The sequence below is a fragment of the Haemophilus parainfluenzae genome (genome assembly GCF_014931395.1).
GTDB lineage: Bacteria > Pseudomonadota > Gammaproteobacteria > Enterobacterales > Pasteurellaceae > Haemophilus_D.
In genome coordinates this window covers 1,857,577-1,880,187 of sequence record NZ_CP063120.1, presented here as the reverse complement: position 1 = coordinate 1,880,187, position 22,611 = coordinate 1,857,577, and the positions used below count along the sequence as shown (strand labels likewise).

Sequence of the window (22,611 nt, the reverse complement as noted above, 5' to 3'; positions counted from 1 at the left end):
TTTTATCTTTGGCTCTTGAATCCGGTTTACCGTGTATGCAAACAAAAAGAGCGGTCAATTTTTCAAAGGTTTTAAACGATGAAAATATTGACCGCTCTTTGTATCGCATGATTAATTAAAGATCGAAATCACCGAAATCATTGGTATCGACTTTAGAGTCAATTTGACCAACAAGGTAAGAACTCACTTCGACTTCTTGTGGTGCCACTTGTACGTTGTCAGAAACAAGCCATGCGTTAATCCATGGAATTGGGTTTGAACGTGCACCAAATGGTAATGGAAGCCCAACGGCTTGCATACGGATATTCGTGATATATTCCACGTATTGCACCAAAATGTCTTTGTTCAAACCAATCATTGACCCATCTTTGAACAAGTAATCCGCCCATTCTTTTTCTTGTTCCGCTGCCGCTAAGAATAAATCGTAGGCTTCTTGTTTACATTCTTCTGCAATTTCAGCCATTTCAGGATCATCTTGACCGGCAGCCATAATGTTTAAAATGTGTTGCGTACCGGTTAAGTGTAAGGCTTCATCACGAGCGATAAATTTAATAATTTTCGCATTACCTTCCATTAATTGACGCTCTGCAAAGGCAAACGAACAAGCGAAGGATACATAGAAACGAATCGCTTCAAGTGCGTTTACACTCATCAAGCAAAGGTAAAGTTGTTTTTTCAAGTTGCGTAATGTCACCACACATTCTTTACCATCTACCGTGTAAGTACCTTCACCATACAAGCTGTAAAGTTGGCTATCACGGATTAAATCATCGTAATAAGAAGAAATGTCACGTGCACGTTTGATGATTTCTTCGTTCGTCACGATGTCATCAAACACGATAGAGGGATCGTTCACAATGTTACGAATGATGTGTGTGTAAGAACGAGAGTGGATGGTTTCTGAGAAGGTCCAAGTCTCGATCCAAGTTTCTAATTCAGGAATAGACACTAACGGTAATAATGCGACGTTCGGGCTACGGCCTTGAATAGAATCTAATAGGGTTTGATATTTTAAGTTACTGATGAAAATGTGCTTTTCATGCTCAGGTAACGCGGCATAGTCGATACGGTCTTGCGACACATCCACTTCTTCCGGACGCCAGAAGAAGGAAAGTTGTTTTTCAATGAGCTTTTCAAACGTCTCATATTTTTGTTGATCGTAACGCGCAACGTTAACGTTTTGACCAAAGAACATAGGCTCTTTTAATTGGTCGTTTTTGGTTTGTGAGAAAGTGGTGTATGCCATTTTTGTTTATCCTATAAAAAATACTTAATCACAGAAGAAGCTATAGTAATAACTAAGGCGAGTATACGGTGTTTTAAAATACCTTGTTTTTCTATAACCCTACCTTTTTCTGCACTATTTATTACGACAGAATTCCCCCGGATATAGTACTTATTAATAACATAAGTGTTATTTTCACAATGTGGTTTCTGATGATTATTATTCATCATAATAGTTTTTCCTTTTGATTAAGGATGAATAAACTATCCCACATATTACTGGAGGTAGTAGATCTAATTAATTTACATATCCTACAGTAATAGTAGGATCACAAAATTAATTAAATCTTACAAGCACCGCCTGCACAGCCATCATCTAAATCTTCTTGACTGTCTTCCGCACCATCACGGGTGTTTTGATAGTAGAGGGTTTTTAAGCCGTATTTGTAAGCAGTTAAAAGATCTTTTAACAATACTTTCATCGGCACTTTACCGTCTTCAAAACGTTTTGGATCGTAGTTGGTATTTGCAGAGATCGCTTGATCCACGAATTTTTGCATGATGCCCACTAAGTGTAAGTAACCATCATTGCTTGGAATATCCCAAAGCAACTCGTAGTTGTCACTTAAGTTCTCATAATCTGGTACAACTTGTCTTAAGATACCATCTTTTGAAGCTTTAATACTTACATGACCACGTGGCGGCTCGATACCATTTGTTGCGTTAGAAATCTGTGAAGAGGTTTCTGACGGCATTAATGCGGTTAAGGTTGAGTTACGTAAACCGAATTCTTTGATTTCTTGACGTAACGTTTCCCAATCATAATGCAATGGTTCTTGCGTTAAGTTATCAATATCTTTCTTATAGGTATCGATTGGCAAAATACCTTTCGCGTAATTGGTTTCATTGAAGTATTCGCATGCACCTAATTCTTTTGCTAAGTTCATAGAAGCTTTTAATAGATAGTATTGAATCGCTTCAAACGTACGGTGAGTTAAATCGTTCGCTGAGCCATCAGAATAACGCACGCCATTTTTCGCGAGGTAATAAGCATAGTTAATCACACCGATACCAAGTGAACGACGACCTAATGAAGAGCGTTTCGCCGCAGGAACAGGGTAGTCTTGGTAATCAAGTAATGCATCTAATGCACGTACCGCAAGATCGGCTAGGTTTTCTAGCTCATCTAAATTATCTAATTTACCCAAGTTAAACGCTGAAAGTGTACAAAGGGCAATTTCACCATTTTCATCATGGAAATGTTGTAATGGTTTAGTTGGTAATGCAATTTCTAAACATAAGTTAGATTGGCGCACCGGTGCAACAAGCGGATCAAACGGTGAATGGGTATTACAGTGATCCACGTTTTGGATATAAATACGACCAGTTGATGCACGTTCTTGCATCAATAAAGAGAATAACTCAACCGCTTTTACAGAACGTTTACGAATATTTGGATCCTGTTCGTATTTCACGTAAAGTTCTTCAAATTTATCTTGATCAGCAAAGAAGGCTTCATAAAGTCCAGGTACATCTGAAGGACTAAATAAAGTAATATCTGCGCCTTTAATTAAGCGTTGATACATTAATTTGTTTAACTGTACGCCGTAGTCCATGTGACGAACACGGTTATCTTCCACGCCACGGTTATTTTTCAATACTAATAAGCTTTCAACTTCTAAGTGCCAAATCGGGTAGTAAACTGTCGCCGCACCACCACGTACGCCACCTTGTGAACAAGATTTGACGGCACTTTGGAAGTGTTTATAGAATGGAATACAGCCAGTATGGAAGGCTTCACCACCACGAATAGGGCTACCTAACGCACGAATTGCACCTGCATTCACCCCGATACCTGCACGTTGTGAAACGTATTTTACGATTGCTGCAGAGGTAGCATTGATAGAGTCTAAGCTGTCACCACATTCAATCAATACGCAAGAGCTGAATTGACGCGTAGGCGTACGAACCCCCGCCATAATAGGCGTTGGTAAAGAAATCTTAAAGGTTGAGGTTGCATCGTAGAAACGACGAATGTAATCCAAACGGGTTTCTTGTGGATATTTTGAGAATAAGCTCGCTGCAACTAATAAATAAAGAAATTGTGCAGATTCATAAATCTCACCGGTTACACGGTTTTGAACTAAGTATTTTCCTTCTAATTGTTTTACTGCGGCATAAGAAAAGGTCATATCACGCCAGTGATCAATAAACCCGTCCATTTCATCCCATTCTTCACGAGTATAGTCGGCTAAAAGTGCAGGATCATATTTGCCCATGCGCACTAATTTTTTCACATGATCGTATAAACGAGGCGGATCAAAATGGCCATACGCTTTTTTACGTAAATGGAAAACGGCAAGGCGTGCAGCAAGATATTGATAATCAGGGGTATCTTTGCTGATTAGGTCTGCAGCTGCTTTAATAATCGTTTCGTGAATATCAGACGTGCGAATGCCTTCATAAAATTGAATATGAGAACGCAATTCAACTTGAGAAACAGAGACGTTTTCCAAGCCTTCAGCCGCCCAAGTAATCACACGGTGAATTTTGTCTAAATTGATTTGTTCAAGCGTACCATCGCGCTTCGTAACCATTAATCCTTTGTTCATGGGAGATAAACCTACTAGAGAAATGAATTGAATAAAACACAAGATATAGTGTTATGGAAAATGACGCTGCACAAGATAGAGTGTTTTAAAATTGAATTCAAGCAGTAAATTTTTTACTTAGATTATTGACAAAAGATAAGTCATTTAAAATAAATAACTTATCTTTGAAGTGATGTTTTTTTAGGCGGGATCTTTTTTGTAAATTTTTGTAAAGAAAAAAGTGCGGTCAAAAACGAGATGATTTTTGACCGCACTTCAACGTTCGAAAATTTAATTAATTCAAGTATTTAAATACTTTGACGACTTTTTGAACACCAGAAACTTTACTTGCAATTTCTGCCGCTGAGTCACCTTGTGATTGAGTGACGTTTCCGAGTAAGAATACTTCACCATTTTCGGTGATCACTTTCACATCTGTTGCTTTTACATTATCGCCAACGAAGAGTTTTGATTTGATTTGTGTGGTAATCCAGCTGTCTTTAGTAATTTGACCAAAGTTAATTTTATTGCCCACACGTAATTCATTATAGACGTCATTCACACCGTCCACGCCTTTTGCAAGACTGGTTGCGGTTTCTTTCACGCCTTCACTCGGCACTTGACCAATCAATAATACACGACCACTATAAGAAACGGCATGTACACGACCTTCTGATTTAATTTGTGCATCTTTATCTAATGCATTTTCAACTTTTATTTCTAACGTTTCATCATCGACTTGCGTACCCATTGTGCGAGGATCCGTTGCAACTTTAGCACCAGCAGCCGCGCCACCAAGTACAGCAGCCACACAGCCTTGTAACATAATTGATGCACCAAGTACGAAGGCGAGTTTTTTTAATGGGGTTAATTTCATTATTAATCTCCTTTTTATAAATGAGTGAGTTAACTAGTTAGTCAATTAATTTTAGAAATAGTTTGGTTGGAAAAGCCTTTAATGTCAAGCTCTTGGGAAAAGCGTGCTATCAACAAGCTCACAAAGAGCATTAATGACAAATAAATGATTTTCCAAAATCCGTGCTTCTTTCGTCGCGGGAATCGAGATTTCTAAATCCGCTTCAGCTAACACACCTTGAATCGCATCATTGTTTGCGCCGGTTAAGGCAATGACCTGAATTTCTTTGTTGACGGCATTCGCAATCGTATTCAGTACCGCTTTTTCTGTTCCAAGCGGGGCAAAGGCGATCAATAAGTCACCGGGCTTCGCGATAGCGTTAAATTGATGTTGATAAAGCTGATCGATAGGTTGATCAAAAACCAGTGAAGAACCGACCGCACTTTCAAGGCTAAGATGTACGGATGGCAGGCTAGGGCGCTCGAAATCGTAACGATTAAGCAAATTTGACACTAAGAATTGTGCATTCGCGTAAGAGCGAGCGACGCCACAGGCAATCACTTTATGACCACTTAACAAACATTGCATGACCATTTGTGTGGCAGTGGCAATATTTTCTGATAATAGGCTAGAAGCAGAGATTTGAATCTGAATACTTTCGCTATAAATATCTTTAACTTTTTGTAACATAATCGGAAAAGGTTAATCGAGAAAATTAGGAATCCATTGGATATCACTGGCGTTTTTTCCAAAGGCGATAAGATCAAAACGACAATCCGCATCTTCAAGGCTTAGGTTACGTTTGGCAAGCCATAAATTTGCGGCATCTAGCCATTTTTGTTGCTTTTGCCAATCCACGCTTTCAACAGCGGATCCGAATGCTGAGCTGGATCGTTGACGAACTTCAACAAATACAATGGTTTGCCCGTCTTGCATAATGAGATCTAATTCACCGCATTTGAAATGTTGATTCGCCGCGATGAATTTAAGCCCCTTAGCCTCTAAGAAAAGGCGGGCTTGATGTTCAAAGCCCGCCCCTTGTTGACGTTTTAATGAAAACATGGATTAGTTCGCAACCGCTACCACGTTACCATCTTGTACTTGATACCATGTCATATCGCGATCCACATCACAGTTTGAATCCGCGCTAAGCTGACCGGTTAAACCGCTTAAGGTGTAACCTGGTACTTGGCGTAATTCATTAAAGTGATTGATGAGCAACCATGCATCAGAACCCATTGCATATAAACGCATTAATTGGAATTCACCACCGGTTGAGCCAGCCACTTTTTGATATTGTGAAGAATCGCTTTGTTTAAAGAATGGAATATCACTAAATTGAACGCCATTCATTTTCGCATAGTATTCTGGTGTATTACTTGCCGCGTTAGAACGAGAGCTTGCATAAATACGAACGTTCGGATTGCTGGTATCTAAATAACCTTTGATTTCAGCCAATTCATCTGGTGAAGAGATGACATAAAGTGCACTTGTATCTTGCGGCGCACCTTGGAAGAAGTAGGTAATATCAGCTGGTAAGTTATAGTAACGAATATTCGCATCGGTACCCGCTAAACGTTGCCAACGTACGTTGAACGCATTACCAACACGTTGTCCTAAGTCATTTTGTGGCATTGCAACGATTGGATTGCGAATACCGTCTTTCCACATTTTGTTCGCCGCAGATTCTGCTTCATCTTCCGGCGATAAACCGTAATAACATACTTTGTTAATCGCTTGTGTATTTGCTGTGGCATTTAATGTGAGTACATCCATGCCTTGCACAGCACTTGGATTCGCAATGATGGCATCGACGTTTTGTTTAAGTAATGGACCTACTAACGCTTTAATACCCGATGCTTTTGCTTGTGCAAGAATGTCATTAATCGGGGTAGTTGATGAGTCAAACACTTGTACCGGAATGGTTGAATCACCTTTTGCATCATTGAAACCTGATTGAATCGTTGTACCTAAAATTTGGCCATCACCGCTTAAAGGTAAGACTAAACCAATTTGAGCTAAATTCGTTTGTTGGAAATTCAACAAGCTTTCTAGCTCTTTAGGGAAAAAGGTTGACGCAACGTGATTTGGATAAGCGGATTTCCAGCTTTGCAATACTTGGCTTAATTGTACTGGCTGACGGATGTTGTCGTTATAAGCTTTAATCAAGGTGAGCCAACCACCTAATGCTACGCTACCTTCATCTGAGGCATTATTGATAACAGCAGTATTTGCAGAACGGAGTAACGACCAAGTTTTATCAACATTATCTTTACGACGTTGCATGTCTGTTAAGTTTTCATCCATTTTGATACGCGCTTTCACCGCTTCAATCACGTCTTTACGATTTTCAGCTGTTTGAGCAAAGGTTTCGTAATAACGAGATTTTTGTGATGGACTTAATTTAGTCAGATCGAGTGCACGTAATTTACCTTCAGCAACATCATTATTGCCTTTTGCTGCGGCGATGCGCGCTTCAATTAACGTACGATCTAATTGTTGCGCTTCGTTTAAGTCAACTAACTCCGTTAATAGCTCTTCCGCTTGGGGTACTTTATTTTCAGAAATTAATACACGAGCGGCTAAGAGTTTGTATGTTTGTTGATCTTCTTTATCCTGTGTTTGCCCTAATTTGTTCATATAAAATTCAGAACTTGCATTGGCATCACGCTGTAATGTTTGGGTGAAGCTGCTGCCAAATAAGTTAGAACAACCTGCTAACGCAACAGACAATAAAATCGGCATTAAACGTTTTTTAAAACGACCGCCTTGTAATAGAATAGACATATTCGCTCCATAATGAATAAATCAATAATGGGCGATCTTACTTATCTCACAATGTAAAAGCAAACAAAAATGAATGATTTAACCGGAATTTTATATATTGTCGCTACGCCAATCGGGAATTTACAAGATATTACACAACGTGCTTTAGAGACCTTTTCGCATGTAGATTTAATTGCCGCGGAAGATACGCGCCACAGTGGTTTATTGCTTAGTCATTATGGTATCAAAAAGCCGTTTTTCGCCTTGCATGATCACAACGAACAAGAAAAAGCTCATGTTTTGGTCGAAAAGCTAAAACAAGGCACCAATATTGCATTAATTTCAGATGCGGGAACCCCTTTAATTAGCGATCCGGGTTTTCATTTAGTGCGTCAATGTCGTGAGGCTGGCATTAAAGTGGTGCCATTACCAGGTGCTTGTGCAGCGATTACTGCATTATGCGCATCGGGAATCGCCTCAGACCGTTTTTGTTTTGAAGGCTTTTTACCGGCCAAAACCAAGGCGCGTAAAGATAAGTTAGAAAATATCGCAGAAGAAGACCGCACTTTAATCTTCTATGAATCAACCCACCGCATTTTAGATACCCTTGCCGATATGCAAGATGTATTAGGTGGTGAACGCTATGTAGTACTTGCACGTGAAATTACGAAAACATGGGAAACCATTGCAGGGGATAAATTAAGAGATCTTCGTCAATGGTTAAGTGAAGATCCGAATCGCACGAAAGGTGAGATGGTGTTAATCGTGGAAGGTAAACCAAAATCAGAAGATAGCGACGAATTTGCACCACAAGCAATTAAAGCGCTCACTTTGATAGCTAAAGAATTACCTTTAAAAAAAGCCGCAGCGATTGTGGCTGAACTTTATGGTTATAAGAAAAATGCCTTATACCAATTTGGATTGGATAATTTAGATTAGTCAAAAAACTATCCCTTTTTAGCAAAGAGCGGCGAGGGGAGATTTGGCAGAATTAATTTTTATAAATTTCGGAGAACAAATGTTAAAACAGGTTTCAGATACCTTACTTGCACCAAGCAATTTATCTCATCAATCATTGCTTAATATTTTTGATGTAATGTCGCATCGTCATATTGATTATGCGGATCTTTATTTCCAATTGAGCCAAGATGAAAGCTGGGTATTAGAAGATAGCATTATTAAAGAAGGTGGCTTTCATATTGATCGCGGTGTTGGGGTGCGCGCAGTTTCTGGAGAGAAAACAGGCTTTGCGTATTCCGATCAAATTAACTTAGCGTCATTACAACAATGTGCAGAGGCCGTAAAAGGTATCGCACAAATTAAAGAAGGCAATTTAATTTCGCCTCAAGCATTTAATGCGGTGAATGCGGTTCAGCGTTATGCAGCGATTAACCCGTTAGAAAGTTTAAGCAAAGAGAAAAAGATCGAATTATTACACCTTGTGGATCGAACAGCACGAGCTGAAGATCCTCGAGTTACCCATGTTTCCGCGGCATTAAGTTCGATTTATGAAGAAGTGTTAGTAGTCGCAACAGATGGCACACTTGCTGCAGATATTCGCCCGCTTGTGCGTTTATCCATTTCTGTTCTCGTGGAAGAAGATGGTAAACGTGAGCGGGGTAGTTGTGGTTCAGGTGGACGCTTTGGCTTAGATTGGTTCTTTGAAGTAGTAAATGGGGATATTCGTGCCGTTAATTTTGCAAAAGAAGCCGTTCGTCAAGCCCTTGTGAATCTAAGTGCGGTCGCTGCACCAGCAGGATTAATGCCGGTGGTATTGGGAGCCGGCTGGCCCGGTGTGTTGCTTCATGAAGCAGTAGGACACGGTTTGGAAGGGGATTTCAACCGCAAAGAAAGTTCCTTATTTACGGGTAAAATTGGTGAGTTGGTGACATCGCCATTATGTACGATTGTGGATGACGGTACATTACAAAATCGCCGAGGTTCTTTAACCATTGATGATGAAGGTGTGCCAAGTCAATGTAACGTTTTAATCAAAGATGGGATTTTGCAAGGCTATATGCAAGATAAACTCAATGCACGATTAATGGGCGTGAAACCGACAGGAAATGGTCGTCGTGAATCTTATGCGCATTTGCCAATGCCGCGAATGACGAATACCTATATGTTGGCTGGTCAAAGTAAATTTGATGATTTAATCGCTTCTGTGGATCGCGGTATTTATGCACCGCACTTCGGTGGTGGGCAAGTGGATATCACCTCAGGTAAATTTGTGTTCTCGACATCTGAAGCTTATCTCATTGAAAAAGGTAAAATCACGAAACCGGTTAAAGGGGCGACATTAATTGGCAGCGGTATTGATGTGATGCAAAAAGTCTCTATGGTGGCAGATGAAACCGATTTGGATCTCGGGATCGGCGTTTGTGGCAAAGATGGCCAAAGCGTGCCGGTCAGCGTTGGTCAGCCCGCCTTGAAAATTGATGAAATTACCGTTGGTGGTACAAATTAAGCATGCAGCCCGATAAATCATATCGGGCTTTTTTATCCCTTTTATTTAAGTGCGGTCAATTTTTCCATTATTTTTATTCATCGCTTTCTCAGGAATAATCATTGGGTTAAGTGAGCAATTCTCCATACGACATTTTCATATCCACACTTTTGTGATCCCTATCACAATATCTTGTAAAACCAGTTAAAAAATTTCCCCAAACAATCGCAATAAGTGATACATTTATTGTTGCATGACTTTTTGTCATTTAAGAGACAGGGACAGGCGTGAGTTTGTCTGAAATTTCATCAACCAGAGGGAAACATTTATGTTAATTGGTGTACCTAGAGAACTGCTTGAGAGCGAAAATCGTGTGGCGGCGACGCCAAAAACGGTTCAGCAGATCTTAAAACTGGGCTTTGACGTCATCGTAGAACACGATGCGGGATTCAAAGCGAGTTTTGAAGACCAAGCATTTATCGACGCCGGCGCAAAAATTGGCTCAAGTTCAGAAGTGTGGCATTCGGATGTGATTTTTAAAGTGAATCCACCAACGGATGCAGAAATTGATCAAATGAAGGAAGGTGCAATACTTGTGAGCTTCATTTGGCGTGCACAAAATCCGGATTTAATGAAAAAACTCACGTCGAAAAAAATTAATGTATTAGCGATGGATTCTGTGCCACGTATTTCCCGCGCGCAAGCGCTTGATGCATTAAGCTCTATGGCGAATATTTCTGGTTATCGTGCGGTGATTGAAGCCGCTCATGAATTTGGTAGCTTCTTCACGGGACAAATTACTGCAGCGGGTAAAGTACCACCGGCAAAAGTGTTAGTGATTGGTGCGGGGGTAGCAGGTCTTGCCGCGATTGGTGCTGCGAATAGTCTTGGTGCGATTGTTCGTGCTTTTGACTCTCGTCCAGAAGTAAAAGAACAAGTACAAAGTATGGGCGCGTCTTTCTTAGAAATTGATTTCAAAGAAGAAGGCGGTAGCGGCGATGGTTACGCGAAAGTGATGTCAGAAGAATTTAACCGTCGTGCGATGGAGCTTTATGCGGAACAAGCGAAAGAAGTGGATATTATTATTACCACTGCGGCGATTCCGGGTAAACCAGCTCCTCGCTTGATCACGAAAGAAATGGTTGATTCCATGAAACCAGGTTCTGTGGTGGTGGACTTAGCCGCAGCAACAGGCGGTAACTGTGCTTACACTGAAGCAGGAAAAGTGGTCATCACTGAGAACCAAGTGAAAGTGATTGGTTACACCGATTTCCCAAGCCGTTTACCAACACAATCTTCCCAACTTTACGGTACAAACTTAGTTAATTTATTAAAACTACTTTGTAAAGAAAAAGACGGCAAGATTAATATCGATTTTGACGATGTGGTATTACGCGGTGTGACTGTGGTACGTGATGGGGAAGAAATTCCACCAGCACAAATCCAAGTGTCAGCACAACCAAAACAAGAAGCGAAAGCGGCACAAAGTGCGGTTAAAAAAGAGGAAGAAAAACCAGCAGATCCTCGTATTAAATACGGTGCGATGGCGGGCGTGGGCGTGTTATTCCTCTGGCTTGCGTCTGTGGCGCCAGCAGCCTTCCTTTCTCACTTCACCGTATTCGTATTGGCTTGTGTAGTGGGTTACTACGTGGTTTGGAACGTCAGCCACGCTTTACACACTCCACTTATGGCGGTAACCAATGCGATTTCAGGTATCATCATTGTGGGTGCATTACTGCAAATTAGACAACCAACAGGCAACTTCTTTATTGATGTATTAGCCTTTGTGGCAATCTTGGTGGCTAGCATCAACATCTTTGGTGGTTTCCGTGTAACCCAACGTATGTTGGCGATGTTTAGAAAAGGTTAAGGAGAAGACGATGTCTGAAGGTTTAGTACAAGCAGCCTATATTATCGCTGCATTACTTTTCATTATGAGCTTAGCCGGTCTTTCTAAACATGAAACGGCAAAAGCCGGTTGTTGGTATGGTATTGTCGGTATGACAATTGCCCTTGTTGCAACCATTTTCGGCCCGCAATCAGAAGGTACATTATGGATTATCATTGCGATGATCATCGGTGGCGTGATTGGTGTTCAACGTGCATTAAAAGTTGAAATGACTGAAATGCCTGAACTCGTTGCGATCCTTCATAGCTTTGTAGGTTTAGCAGCAGTGCTCGTAGGCTTTAACAGCTACGGCTTAACACACGAAACTGATCCTGTATTAATGAATATCCATAACGTTGAAGTATTCTTAGGGATCTTCATCGGTGCGGTAACATTCACAGGTTCTATCGTCGCATTCGGTAAATTAAGCGGTAAAATCAATTCAAAAGCATTAATGTTGCCACATCGCCATAAATTAAATTTAGCGGCATTAGTGATTTCTGCTTTCTTGATGGTGGCATTCTTAAACAACCCAGATAATATCTTCCCAGTGTTACTCATGACAGCAATTGCACTTGCATTCGGCTGGCACTTAGTGGCATCTATCGGTGGTGCGGATATGCCGGTTGTGGTTTCAATGCTTAACTCTTATTCTGGTTGGGCAGCAGCTGCAGCGGGTTTCATGTTAAGCAATGACTTGCTTATCGTTACTGGTGCATTAGTGGGTTCTTCTGGTGCGATTCTTTCTTACATTATGTGTAAAGCGATGAACCGCTCATTTATCAGCGTTATCGCAGGTGGTTTTGGTAATGATGTTCAAGTATCTTCTGATGAAGAGCAAGGTGAACACCGTGAAACAACCGCAGAAGAAGTGGCTGAATTACTTAAAAATGCAAGCTCTGTAATCATCACACCAGGATACGGTATGGCGGTAGCACAGGCGCAATATCCTGTAGCTGAAATTACGGCGAAATTGCGTGAGCGTGGCATTAACGTGCGTTTTGGTATTCACCCTGTTGCAGGTCGTTTACCGGGTCATATGAACGTACTTTTAGCGGAAGCGAAAGTGCCTTATGACATCGTGCTTGAAATGGATGAAATCAATGATGATTTCGCAGATACCGATGTGGTATTGGTTATCGGTGCAAACGACACCGTAAACCCAGCTGCAATGGAAGATCCAAACAGCCCAATCGCCGGTATGCCAGTGTTAGAAGTATGGAAAGCACAAAACGTTATCGTATTTAAACGCTCGATGGCGGTGGGATATGCAGGCGTTCAAAACCCATTATTCTTCAAAGAAAACACTCAAATGCTCTTTGGTGATGCAAAAGAACGTGTTGATGACATTCTTACTGCATTAAACAAATAGCAAAAAACTGAAGTAAAACTGACCGCACTTTGAGAGATTAAAGTGCGGTTTTTTGTTTATTGAATTTTTCTCGTAATTATTTAGAATCATTCAGTATTTAATTTTTTTAAGAGATTTTCATGAATAAGCACATCTTTTTTCTATTCCTTTTTTCTTTTTCAACTTCTGCCTTCGCACTATTTCCAATTGAGAATGATTGGGCAAAGCATCACTTACAAGGAAAAGTGAAATCAATTAAATCCAAGGAAGAAGGTAATTCAGCCTTACCAGATAATGGGAGTGTAAGTTATCTGGATGCCTTTTATAATGAACAAGGTTTTTTAATAAAAGAAAAGGAACAGGGCGTTCTTTTTGATAAAGAAAAGATCACAATTCGTTACTATAAGTATGATGATCAGAATCGATTATTAGAAATCCAAGATGACAATTTAACTGAAACCAATCCTGAGCTGAAAACATTTAGTGCATTTTATCGTTATGTAGATAATCCAGATGGTAGTGGTGTCATGCAGTTTGTAGAATATAAGGACACACCGGATTTTTCATCATCATATAAAGAGCATTTTTATGATAAAGCGGGTATTTTGCTCAAAACTCAAGAGTATGATGTAGAGAATAAAACAACATCAGAGATAAAAAAATACGACTATGAGAATGGTAAACTGAGTAAAATATGTCGAATTGAAGATAATGTAGAAAGAGATTGCGATACTTATCATTACGAAAATGATGGTTCATTTACCGAATCTTTAAACATTTTTATCAATAGTGTGAAAAATTATTTTGATAAAAATCATCGCTTATTAAAAAGTGAAATTTTTAGTGTTGGAAAACGCATCAACTGGGTCACTGTATCATATCAATTTGATAAACATGGCAATGTTATTGAAGAGATAATCTATAACAAAGATGGTGTATGGAAGACCAAAAAGACTTATCAATATGAGTATTATGAATAGGATTCAATGTAAGCGCTGACAGTAAAAATGGGGTTGTTTTTTATCCGATGTGTCTTGCTAAAAAATATAAAAGTGCGGTCAAAATTGACCGCACTTTTTTACATTAACGTTGAATCAAATAGCGTAATTTGGTGCCATCTTGTTCTACGCTTAATAGTGTGTAACCGTGGTTTTTAGTATCAACAGGAATGTTGTTGATAGATTGGGCACAGTCACTTAAGAGCTCTAAAATTTCGCCTTTTTGTAATTGTGGCATGGTTTCGAGCATCACGATTGCTGGATACGGGCAAGGTTCACCTAGCGTATCTAACGTGTAATCTGGGGTGATATCTTTTGGATCTTTATCTAATTTTTGAACAACGGTAAATGCCATAATAATGTCCTCTTTTTTTTGAATGAATTCGTTAATATTTAATTAGCAACCACAAGTTTGTGGATTCGCTGCCGCAATTTTTGCTTTGGCTTTTTTCAAGAAGTGGCGTTCCCACCAAACAACAGCGATTAAGCAGAGAATAAGCAAGCCGTAATTCACTAATAAACCGCCAACTGGGCCAAAGGATTTCAATAAGTTAAGTTTTTCGTAATCTAATGCAAGTACAGGGGCAAGATCGTCCCATGCGTAGGCTAAATAGGTTGAACCAACAACATTACCCACGCCTACCCACATAAAGTGAACTTGACCTTCCATTGAACGGTACATCCAACCGGTTTCACATCCGCCGGCTAATACAATACCGAAGCCAAATAATAAACCACCGATAATTGCATTTGGACCTGCCCACATGATTTTAGCTGGTACGCCTAATTGAATGTAGCTGAATACGCCAAGCGTACCCACGATAATACCGAAGATTATGGCTTTTGCCATATAAGCACGACCGGTTACCCATAAATCACGGAAAGCGGAAGTAAAGCAGATTTGAGCACGTTCAATTAATAAGCCGAAAGCTAACCCACAAAGCATCGCAAAACCCAGTTTGACGGAGTTTGTCATCACATAAAGTGAAGCAATCAGGTAAGCAAAAAAGACGACCATACCAATCCAAAAACGACGATTTGCTTGTTTCGGATCCGTTTCTTGTAATTTTGCTGCGCCTTTTTTCAATTCTAATTTCACACGGAATATCGGAAGTAAGGTGACTTTTACGCCTGCGTAAGTACCTACAGCAGTGGCAATAGTGAAGAACCAAGCGTGAACCGAAAATTGTGGAATACCGGTGAAGAGAGAAGCGAGGTTACAGCCCATTGCTAAACGTGCACCGAAACCGGCTAATGCACCACCAATGAGGGCTTGAACAATACGACGTTTGTGCGGTTGATTACGCCATTTTACGTTGTTTGCCCAAAGTGCAGCCGAAATACATCCCGCGAACATACCTAAAATCATCACGCCATCAATACGAGTAAAAATCGTGCCTTGCATGCCGATAATTTTATAGTAGCTCCAGTCGGACACATCGACACCTAGCGCTTGCAAAGCATGACCGCCCCAACGGGTAAATTCCCCCGTAACCGCCCAATAAGTGCCAGTTACCCCAAAGTAATAAGCTGAAATAAGCCCCGCAGCAATAACTGCCGCGACAGGATTCCAGTATTTAATCAGATAATTTTGTTTAAATTGTTGCAAAACCTCTTTCATGAGAGAGTTAATCCTTAAAATGATGAAATGATGATTTGCAAGTGCGGTATAAAATGAAGAGATTTTTGAAGTGTCTACCATTTTCCTATACACAAAACTTGCGATATAGACAAATGAATTGTCGAACAAGATAATAGCATTTGTTTTTGGGTAATGCACGAGGGGATGGATAATTATTTGTGGGTAATTTTGAATTTTAAGATGAGAGAATAAAGTCAATCTATCGCCCTTATTTTTTCCTCAATATCAATTTTTCAATTAAAAAAACGAAGACTAGGGTAATAAGCATTGTTAGTCCACCAGCTAGAATAGCTAATAAACAAATTACCCAAGCAGATTTGTCCATATTAAGGAAAGCAAAGAAATAGAAACCAAATAGTAGGGAAAATGCACACCATAATCCCCAACTTAATTTGGGATATTTATTAAATAGAAATTCAAATAATCCTTCAAAAAATAAACGGAAAAAACATTCAAAGATAATATTACCCATAGGTTGTTTCAATGGTAAGTCATCATAATGATTCGTCTAGATAAACTTTCTGCCAGCCCAAATGTTAAGAGAAAAGTTAAACAGTCAATTTCATTTCTCGGATACGCATGGTTAATCCATCGATCAACAACAAGCGTCCACATAAATTTAAACCGATTTTTAACCGCACTTTGATAGCCTCTAAGGCTTGAATGGAGCCAACAACACCCACAATTGGAGCTAGTACGCCCGCCTCTACACAACTTAAAACATTTTGCCCAAAGAGCTGGCTAAGCTGGCGATAGGTTGGGGTATTGGGTTCATAAGTAAAGACGGATACTTGTCCTTCTAAACGGATTGCAGCACCAGAAACTAGCGGGATCTTCGCTTTCTCACAACCACGGTCGAGTGCATTACGGATATCTACGTTATCGGTACAATCTAATATCACATCAAAGTGCGGTATGATTTCCGCGAGTTTTTCTTCGGAAAGTTGTGCATTGATGGTTTCAATTTCGACATGAGGATTAATCTGTTGTAACGCAATTTTTGCCGATTCCACTTTAGGCATATTTAATCGGCTATCAGTATGTAACACCTGACGTTGTAAATTGGAAAGCGATACGGTGTCGAAATCTAACAAGGTTAAATGACCCACGCCAGCAGCTGCAAGATATTGACTTGCCGCACAACCTAAACCGCCCAGACCGACAATTAACATGCGGCTGTCTTTGAGTTTTTCTTGTCCGTCAAAATCAACCGCTTTTAAGATGATTTGGCGGTTATAACGCAGTTCTTCTTCGTAGCTTAATTCAGCCATTATTGCCCCAATAGGTGATTAAACGGTTCAATGGTGACGATTTCACCCGCAGCGATATTGCCACGATCTTTTTCGAGGCGAATAAAACAGTTACTTTTCACAAAAGAGCTGAATAAATGCGAACCTTGGAAACCCACTGGGTGCACTTCAAGTTGACCATTTTCATTAATTTGATAGAAACCACGTTGGAAATCTAAACGGCCAGGCGCTTTTTTCAAATTAGTTTGGGCAATCGCTTGAAAGTGCGGTTGTTTTTTCGGGTGTTTTTTACCGCTTAATTTAGCGATAGCCGGTTGAACCAATTGATAGAATGTCACTAATGCAGAGACCGGATTGCCGGGTAAACCGCAGAACCAAGCATTTTCTAATTTACCAAATGCAAATGGTTTGCCGGGTTTCATCGCAATTTTCCAGAAATTCACTTGACCCACTTTTTCTAACACAGTTTTCGTGAAGTCTGCTTCACCGACCGAAACGCCGCCACTTGTGATAACCAGATCTGCTTGAGCTTGTGCTTTCACAAAAGCCGCTTCAAATTCTGCTTGGTTATCTGGCAGAATACCGAAATCAAGCACGTCACAATTTAATTTTTCTAGCATTAATTTCACGGTGAAACGGTTGGTATCGTAAATTTGTCCCGCTTGTAACGGTTGGCCGACAGGCACTAATTCATCACCGGTTGAAAGCACGGCCACTTTTAAGCGAGGGTAAGCTTTGACTTCAGCAATACCTAATGACGCGAGTAAAGGTAAAGAAACGGCATTTAACTCATCGCCTTGATGTAATACCACATCACCTTTTTTCACATCTTCACCAATACGGCGAATATTCTGATTGGCTTTAGGCAAGGCAGAAAAGGTAACAGAACCATCTTCATTAACGTTGACCTCTTCTTGCATGACCACCGCATCGGCACCTTCAGGAATCATCGCACCCGTCATAATTCTGACCGCACTTTGTGCTACCCATTCCCCTTGAAATGGATTACCCGCAAAAGATTTTCCTGCGACAGAAAGTGTCATGGATTGCTGTAAATCGGCTAAACGAACCGCATAGCCATCCATCGCTGAGTTATCAAAAGAAGGCACATTAATCGGAGAAATCACATCTTCCGCACAGACACGATCCGCCGCTTCAGTTAAAGCTAGCGTTTCAGTTTTTGTTGGGAAGGGAAGTTGGTGGAGCATTTGCGCCAAGGCATCTTCAAGTGGCAACATAATTAATCCTTTGGGTTAATCAGAATAAAAGTGGATATATTGTAGCCCGAAATACAATATGAAGGAAATTAATAAATTAGGGTGATTTTTCGCATTTTACGAATAATTTATCTTTTGCTAAAATGCCGCATTATTTTTTTATAAATGGAAAGTGAATGAACGCGATTTCACCTGATGCGGAAAATGTTCGCCGAGCCTTGTTAGCCAAAGGCATCGAAACACCAATGATTGATCCGACTAAATGTAAAGATGAGCGCCGTGAGGCGATTGCTTCGCATATGCGTGAAGTGATGAAATTGATTGGGTTAGATCTACGTGATGATAGCCTAGAAGAAACACCAAATCGCTTAGCCAAAATGTTTATTGATGAAATTTTCAGTGGAATGGATTATGCCAATTTCCCGAAAATGACAAAAATCAAAAACCAAATGAAAGTGAGCGAAATGGTGCAAGTGAATGACATCACCTTAACCAGTACTTGTGAGCATCATTTTGTGACAATTGATGGCAATGTTGCTGTGGCATATTATCCAAAAGATTGGGTGATTGGCTTGTCTAAAATCAATCGCATTGTGGCGTTTTTTGCGCAACGTCCACAAGTACAAGAGCGTTTAACCGAACAGCTTTTAACTGCATTTCAAACCATTTTAGAAACGGATGATGTGGCCGTTTATGTGAAAGCGACACATTTCTGTGTGAAAGCGCGTGGGGTAAAAGATACTCATAGTTATACCGTGACATCAGCCTATGGTGGGGTCTTTTTAGAAGATCGCGAAACTCGAAAGGAATTTTTATCTTCCATTCAGAAATAACAAAAAGCACTGAGAATTCGGTGCTTTTTTGTTTATTTATTGTGCGAATATAAGTAAAATTAGCCCCTTTCATTTTTTTATTTCTATTTTGATTTTTATTGAGGATTTTTATGACAAAAGCCAATTCAAAATTGTTTCTTGTATTATTACTCGGTGTCCTTTCAGCCTTTGGCCCATTTGTGGTAGATCTTTATTTACCTTCATTGCCACAACTTGCGAGCTTTTTTGAAACAAGTGCCTCAATGACACAACTTACGCTCACTACAGCCATGATTGGTTTAGCGGTAGGGCAATTACTTCTTGGTCCGCTCAGTGATAAATTTGGTCGAAAAAAACCGCTTATTATTTCATTAGTCATTTATATTATCAGCACGGTTTTAATTGTGTTTTCACCAAATATTGAAACGATGATTGTTTTACGTGTGATTCAAGGACTTTCTTCGGCAGGAAGTGTGGTTATTTCTCGAGCTATCGCAACGGATCTTTATCGTGGGCGTGAAATGACACGTTTCTTTGGTTTATTAATGACAATTAACGGGATCGCGCCAATTATTTCGCCAATTCTTGGTAGTTTATTATTGGAATACATTAGCTGGAAAGGGGTATTTGTTTTCCTGGCTTTGATTGGTGTGGTTGTTTTATTTTTTTGCTTCCGTTTGAAAGAAAGCTTAAGCGTCGAAAATCGCTTACAAGGTTCAATATTTGCCACATTCTCAACCTTTGGTGTGATTATCAAAAACCGTTTATTTATGAGTTATGTTGGTATTGAAAGTTTTTTACTTGGTGCGATGTTTGCTTATATTGCTGCTTCACCATTTATTTTACAAAGTTTCTATGGATTAAGCGCATTTATCTTTAGTTTATGTTTTGGGGCGAATGGTGCTGCGTTAGTCATTGGTTCAAATGTAGGCGGTAAAATGTCAAATGGTAAAGCTTTAGCAATTGGAGTGCTGGGCTTCGTAGTTGTTGCACTTTATACCATTGCGGTATTAATTATTCAGCCGTACTGGTTGTTTGTAGAAATTGGTTTCTTTGCCATGTTGTTATTAATGGGTATTACTTTCCCTGCGATTTCTACTTTAGCGATGGAAAGTGAACGTCAATATGCAGGTAGTGCTTCTGCATTATTAGGTTTTGCCCCCTTCTTCTTAGGCGGTGTAGTCTCTCCACTAGTGGGTATCGGCAATATTTTTTATTCAACCGCTTTAGTGATTTTAGCTTGTGGAGTTTTGGGGCTTGCTATCTATTGGTCGATTCGTCATAAAATCCCAACTTCAGCATAGTAGTGAAAAGTGCGGTCAGTTTTGACGATTTTTTAAAAAAGAAAAAGGCGAACATCCATTTGTTCGCCTTTTGTTATTTCAGTTTTAGCTTCGAACACTTAATTTCTCAAATTCATCGAAGAATGTTGGGAACGTTTTAGCCGTACATTTGGGATCTAAAATCGTGACAGGTGTATCTGATAATGCAATCAACGCAAAGCACATTGCCATACGGTGATCGTTATAGGTCTCAATTTCAGCATGCTTAAATTGGGAGATCGCAAGCGGTTGAATACGAATAAAATCTTCGCCTTCTTCAACATTTGCACCAACTTTTCGTAACTCTGCAGCCATAGCGGCAAGGCGATCGGTTTCTTTTACTCGCCAGTTATAAATATTGCGAATAACGGTTTCCCCCTTAGCAAATAAGGCGGTTGTTGCTATTGTCATGGCTGCATCAGGAATGTGGTTCATATCCATATTAACACCGTGAAGCTCAGCTTGTTCCGCTTGAATAAAATCATCACCCCAAGTGATTTTGGCGCCCATTTTTTCGAGTACATCGGCAAATAGACGGTCGCCTTGAATGGAATGTTTACCAATTCCTGTCACTTTTACATTGCCTTTAATCGCGGCGGCGGCAAGGAAATAAGAGGCAGATGAAGCATCACCTTCCACCATGTATTTACCAGGTGACACATAGGATTGATTACCTTTCACCTTAAACACTTGATAGTTGTGGTTTTCAACCGAAACACCAAAATCTTTCATCATCGCGAGGGTGATATCAATATAAGGTTTTGAGACTAAATCACCCACAATATGGATATCTAAATCGCCCTCAGCAAGCGGAGCAGCCATTAAAAGTGCGGTCAAAAATTGAGAAGAAATTGAACCGTCAATTTTTACTACGCCACCTTTAATCCCTTGATTGCGAATCGCAAGCGGTGGGTAACCGTCATTTTCTAAATAACGAACATTGGCACCCGCTTGAAGAAGCGCATCCACCAAATGTTTGATTGGACGCTCTTTCATACGTGGCTCACCAGTCAAAATGACTTCGCCTTCAGTTTTGCCTTTTAAACAAAGTGCAGCCGTCAAAGGGCGCATGGCCGTACCAGCATTGCCAAGAAAAAGTGATAAGCCATTTTCAACCTGAAATGCACCACCTAAGCCTTCAACTTCGCAGCAAGTTTTATCTTCAGAAAGTTGGTAATTCACACCTAACGCTTTAAGGGCGTTTAACATATGACGAATATCATCACTGTCTAACAGGTTAGTGACCGTTGTGGTACCTTTAGCCAATGCTGCTAATAATAATGCTCGGTTCGATAAGCTTTTCGAACCCGGTAAGTTGATTTCACCTTCAATATGAGAAATCGGCTCTAAGGTGATTGCTTTCATTACAAGACCACCGTTTTGTTTTTATACACAAAAATACGATCATGTAAGGCAAGATCAAGTGCACGGCTTAATACGGTTTTTTCCACATCACGCCCCGCACGCATCATGGCATCTGCAGAATAAGTGTGGTCTACGTTAATCACGTTTTGCATGATGATCGGACCTTGATCTAATTCATTGTTAATGAAGTGAGCCGTTGCACCAATAATTTTTACGCCACGTTCATAGGCTTGTTGATAGGGTTTGGCACCAATAAATGCCGGTAAGAATGAATGGTGAATATTAATCACACGATTTGGATAACGCGCCACGAATTCTGGATTCAATACACGCATGTACTTTGCTAAAACAATGTAATCAGGTGCATATTCATCAATTTTTTCAGCCAGTAATTTATCGTGTTCCACACGAGTGAGCCCTTCATGACTGACACAATGGAATGGAATATCAAAGCGTTTAACCAATTCGCGTAAATTATCGTGATTCCCAATGACAGCCGCAATTTCTACATCTAATGCACCGTAGTAATTTTTCATTAAGATATCACCTAAGCAGTGCGCTTCTTTAGTCACTAAAATCACGATACGTTTACGTTTTGCACTGATTAGGCGGCAATTTGTCCCTGCCGGCAAACTATAATTTAAGTCAGCTAACAAAGTTTCTTCATTAAAAATGCCTTCCAATTCGGTGCGCATAAAGAAATGCTTTGTTTCGAAATCAACGAACTCATTATTGTGAAGGATATTTAATTGATGTTTGTAACAAATGTTGGTGATTTTGGCGATTAAACCTTTATCATCCGGACAGTCGGTCAGTAATATTTTCTTTTCTAACATAATGAATATTTTGCAAGATAAATAAAAAAAGAGAACCCATAAAAATG

Annotated in this window: 20 protein-coding genes; 7 read left to right on the top strand and 13 right to left on the bottom strand. The window is 40.0% G+C overall.

Translation table 11 applies throughout. The features are described 5' to 3' along the window. Nucleotides 1–115: 115 nt before the first annotated feature. The 7 genes from nrdB to INP94_RS09360 form a co-directional block, all read right to left on the bottom strand. Entirely contained in the window at nt 116–1,246 is a 1,131-nt protein-coding gene (gene nrdB / locus INP94_RS09390) for a class Ia ribonucleoside-diphosphate reductase subunit beta (protein ID WP_014065539.1), read from the bottom strand. 11 nt (nt 1,247–1,257) lie between these two features. After that, entirely contained in the window at nt 1,258–1,455 is a 198-nt protein-coding gene (locus INP94_RS09385) for a hypothetical protein (RefSeq protein ID WP_070590844.1), read from the bottom strand. Nucleotides 1,456–1,565: 110 nt separating this feature from the next. Beyond that, entirely contained in the window at nt 1,566–3,836 is a 2,271-nt protein-coding gene (gene nrdA, locus INP94_RS09380) for a class 1a ribonucleoside-diphosphate reductase subunit alpha (RefSeq protein ID WP_197543451.1), read from the bottom strand. 274 nt (nt 3,837–4,110) lie between these two features. Further along, complete coding sequence (gene dolP / locus INP94_RS09375) at nt 4,111–4,692, bottom strand: division/outer membrane stress-associated lipid-binding lipoprotein (protein ID WP_197543450.1); 582 nt, start codon at nt 4,690–4,692, stop codon at nt 4,111–4,113. 84 nt (nt 4,693–4,776) lie between these two features. After that, entirely contained in the window at nt 4,777–5,361 is a 585-nt protein-coding gene (locus INP94_RS09370) for a D-sedoheptulose-7-phosphate isomerase (protein ID WP_049365806.1), read from the bottom strand. 12 nt (nt 5,362–5,373) lie between these two features. Further along, on the bottom strand, nt 5,374–5,733 hold the full coding sequence (locus INP94_RS09365) for a YraN family protein (protein WP_197543449.1): 360 nt from the start codon (nt 5,731–5,733) through the stop codon (nt 5,374–5,376). Nucleotides 5,734–5,736: 3 nt separating this feature from the next. Beyond that, nucleotides 5,737–7,458, bottom strand: coding sequence for a penicillin-binding protein activator (locus INP94_RS09360; protein WP_197543448.1), 1,722 nt, complete (start codon nt 7,456–7,458; stop codon nt 5,737–5,739). A gap of 69 nt (nt 7,459–7,527) precedes the next feature. On the opposite strand from INP94_RS09360, the gene rsmI reads away from it, so the two are divergent. The 5 genes from rsmI (at nt 7,528) to INP94_RS09335 (ending at nt 14,102) form a co-directional block, all read left to right on the top strand. After that, entirely contained in the window at nt 7,528–8,376 is an 849-nt protein-coding gene (gene rsmI, locus INP94_RS09355) for a 16S rRNA (cytidine(1402)-2'-O)-methyltransferase (protein ID WP_197543447.1), read from the top strand. Between the two features lie 79 nt (nt 8,377–8,455). Next, nucleotides 8,456–9,904 (top strand): metalloprotease TldD, encoded by a 1,449-nt coding sequence (gene tldD / locus INP94_RS09350; protein ID WP_197543446.1) that lies wholly within the window; start codon nt 8,456–8,458, stop codon nt 9,902–9,904. Between the two features lie 307 nt (nt 9,905–10,211). Continuing rightward, nucleotides 10,212–11,753, top strand: coding sequence for a Re/Si-specific NAD(P)(+) transhydrogenase subunit alpha (gene pntA / locus INP94_RS09345; protein ID WP_197543445.1), 1,542 nt, complete (start codon nt 10,212–10,214; stop codon nt 11,751–11,753). Between the two features lie 10 nt (nt 11,754–11,763). After that, a complete protein-coding gene (pntB, locus tag INP94_RS09340) occupies nt 11,764–13,143 on the top strand; it encodes a Re/Si-specific NAD(P)(+) transhydrogenase subunit beta (protein WP_197543444.1) in 1,380 nt (459 codons plus the stop codon). A 119-nt stretch (nt 13,144–13,262) separates the two neighbouring features. Beyond that, nucleotides 13,263–14,102 (top strand): hypothetical protein, encoded by an 840-nt coding sequence (locus INP94_RS09335; RefSeq protein ID WP_197543443.1) that lies wholly within the window; start codon nt 13,263–13,265, stop codon nt 14,100–14,102. Between the two features lie 103 nt (nt 14,103–14,205). On the opposite strand, the gene yedF is transcribed toward INP94_RS09335, so the two are convergent. The 4 genes from yedF to moeA form a co-directional block, all read right to left on the bottom strand. Then, a complete protein-coding gene (gene yedF, locus INP94_RS09330) occupies nt 14,206–14,475 on the bottom strand; it encodes a sulfurtransferase-like selenium metabolism protein YedF (protein WP_005696304.1) in 270 nt (89 codons plus the stop codon). 42 nt (nt 14,476–14,517) lie between these two features. After that, nucleotides 14,518–15,741, bottom strand: a complete 1,224-nt coding sequence (gene yedE, locus INP94_RS09325) for a selenium metabolism membrane protein YedE/FdhT (protein ID WP_197544296.1) — start codon at nt 15,739–15,741, stop codon at nt 14,518–14,520. A 569-nt stretch (nt 15,742–16,310) separates the two neighbouring features. Continuing rightward, nucleotides 16,311–17,033 carry a molybdopterin-synthase adenylyltransferase MoeB gene (gene moeB, locus INP94_RS09320; protein WP_197543442.1) on the bottom strand — a complete coding sequence of 241 codons (723 nt, stop codon included), beginning with the start codon at nt 17,031–17,033 and terminating at the stop codon, nt 16,311–16,313. Then, nucleotides 17,033–18,250 carry a molybdopterin molybdotransferase MoeA gene (gene moeA, locus INP94_RS09315; protein WP_197543441.1) on the bottom strand — a complete coding sequence of 406 codons (1,218 nt, stop codon included), beginning with the start codon at nt 18,248–18,250 and terminating at the stop codon, nt 17,033–17,035. Before moeA ends, moeB begins: the two co-directional genes overlap by 1 nt. 155 nt (nt 18,251–18,405) lie before the next feature. On the opposite strand from moeA, the gene folE reads away from it, so the two are divergent. Further along, nucleotides 18,406–19,062, top strand: coding sequence for a GTP cyclohydrolase I FolE (folE, locus tag INP94_RS09310; RefSeq protein ID WP_197543440.1), 657 nt, complete (start codon nt 18,406–18,408; stop codon nt 19,060–19,062). Between the two features lie 110 nt (nt 19,063–19,172). Further along, nucleotides 19,173–20,345, top strand: coding sequence for a multidrug effflux MFS transporter (locus INP94_RS09305; RefSeq protein WP_197543439.1), 1,173 nt, complete (start codon nt 19,173–19,175; stop codon nt 20,343–20,345). Nucleotides 20,346–20,429: 84 nt separating this feature from the next. Here INP94_RS09305 and aroA read toward each other — a convergent pair whose 3' ends face one another. Together aroA and purU are read right to left on the bottom strand one after the other, a co-directional pair. After that, entirely contained in the window at nt 20,430–21,728 is a 1,299-nt protein-coding gene (aroA, locus tag INP94_RS09300; protein ID WP_197543438.1) for a 3-phosphoshikimate 1-carboxyvinyltransferase, read from the bottom strand. Beyond that, nucleotides 21,728–22,564 (bottom strand): formyltetrahydrofolate deformylase, encoded by an 837-nt coding sequence (gene purU, locus INP94_RS09295; protein WP_197543437.1) that lies wholly within the window; start codon nt 22,562–22,564, stop codon nt 21,728–21,730. Before purU ends, aroA begins: the two co-directional genes overlap by 1 nt. Nucleotides 22,565–22,611: the final 47 nt, after the last annotated feature.

Coding starts and splice junctions, on each gene's coding strand:
- nrdB (WP_014065539.1), bottom strand. CDS start 1,246: ATGGCATACACCACTTTCTCACAAACCAAAAACGACCAATTAAAAGAG.
- INP94_RS09385 (WP_070590844.1), bottom strand. CDS start 1,455: ATGATGAATAATAATCATCAGAAACCACATTGTGAAAATAACACTTAT.
- nrdA (WP_197543451.1), bottom strand. CDS start 3,836: ATGAACAAAGGATTAATGGTTACGAAGCGCGATGGTACGCTTGAACAA.
- dolP (WP_197543450.1), bottom strand. CDS start 4,692: ATGAAATTAACCCCATTAAAAAAACTCGCCTTCGTACTTGGTGCATCA.
- INP94_RS09370 (WP_049365806.1), bottom strand. CDS start 5,361: ATGTTACAAAAAGTTAAAGATATTTATAGCGAAAGTATTCAGATTCAA.
- INP94_RS09365 (WP_197543449.1), bottom strand. CDS start 5,733: ATGTTTTCATTAAAACGTCAACAAGGGGCGGGCTTTGAACATCAAGCC.
- INP94_RS09360 (WP_197543448.1), bottom strand. CDS start 7,458: ATGTCTATTCTATTACAAGGCGGTCGTTTTAAAAAACGTTTAATGCCG.
- rsmI (WP_197543447.1), top strand. CDS start 7,528: ATGAATGATTTAACCGGAATTTTATATATTGTCGCTACGCCAATCGGG.
- tldD (WP_197543446.1), top strand. CDS start 8,456: ATGTTAAAACAGGTTTCAGATACCTTACTTGCACCAAGCAATTTATCT.
- pntA (WP_197543445.1), top strand. CDS start 10,212: ATGTTAATTGGTGTACCTAGAGAACTGCTTGAGAGCGAAAATCGTGTG.
- pntB (WP_197543444.1), top strand. CDS start 11,764: ATGTCTGAAGGTTTAGTACAAGCAGCCTATATTATCGCTGCATTACTT.
- INP94_RS09335 (WP_197543443.1), top strand. CDS start 13,263: ATGAATAAGCACATCTTTTTTCTATTCCTTTTTTCTTTTTCAACTTCT.
- yedF (WP_005696304.1), bottom strand. CDS start 14,475: ATGGCATTTACCGTTGTTCAAAAATTAGATAAAGATCCAAAAGATATC.
- yedE (WP_197544296.1), bottom strand. CDS start 15,741: ATGAAAGAGGTTTTGCAACAATTTAAACAAAATTATCTGATTAAATAC.
- moeB (WP_197543442.1), bottom strand. CDS start 17,033: ATGGCTGAATTAAGCTACGAAGAAGAACTGCGTTATAACCGCCAAATC.
- moeA (WP_197543441.1), bottom strand. CDS start 18,250: ATGTTGCCACTTGAAGATGCCTTGGCGCAAATGCTCCACCAACTTCCC.
- folE (WP_197543440.1), top strand. CDS start 18,406: ATGAACGCGATTTCACCTGATGCGGAAAATGTTCGCCGAGCCTTGTTA.
- INP94_RS09305 (WP_197543439.1), top strand. CDS start 19,173: ATGACAAAAGCCAATTCAAAATTGTTTCTTGTATTATTACTCGGTGTC.
- aroA (WP_197543438.1), bottom strand. CDS start 21,728: ATGAAAGCAATCACCTTAGAGCCGATTTCTCATATTGAAGGTGAAATC.
- purU (WP_197543437.1), bottom strand. CDS start 22,564: ATGTTAGAAAAGAAAATATTACTGACCGACTGTCCGGATGATAAAGGT.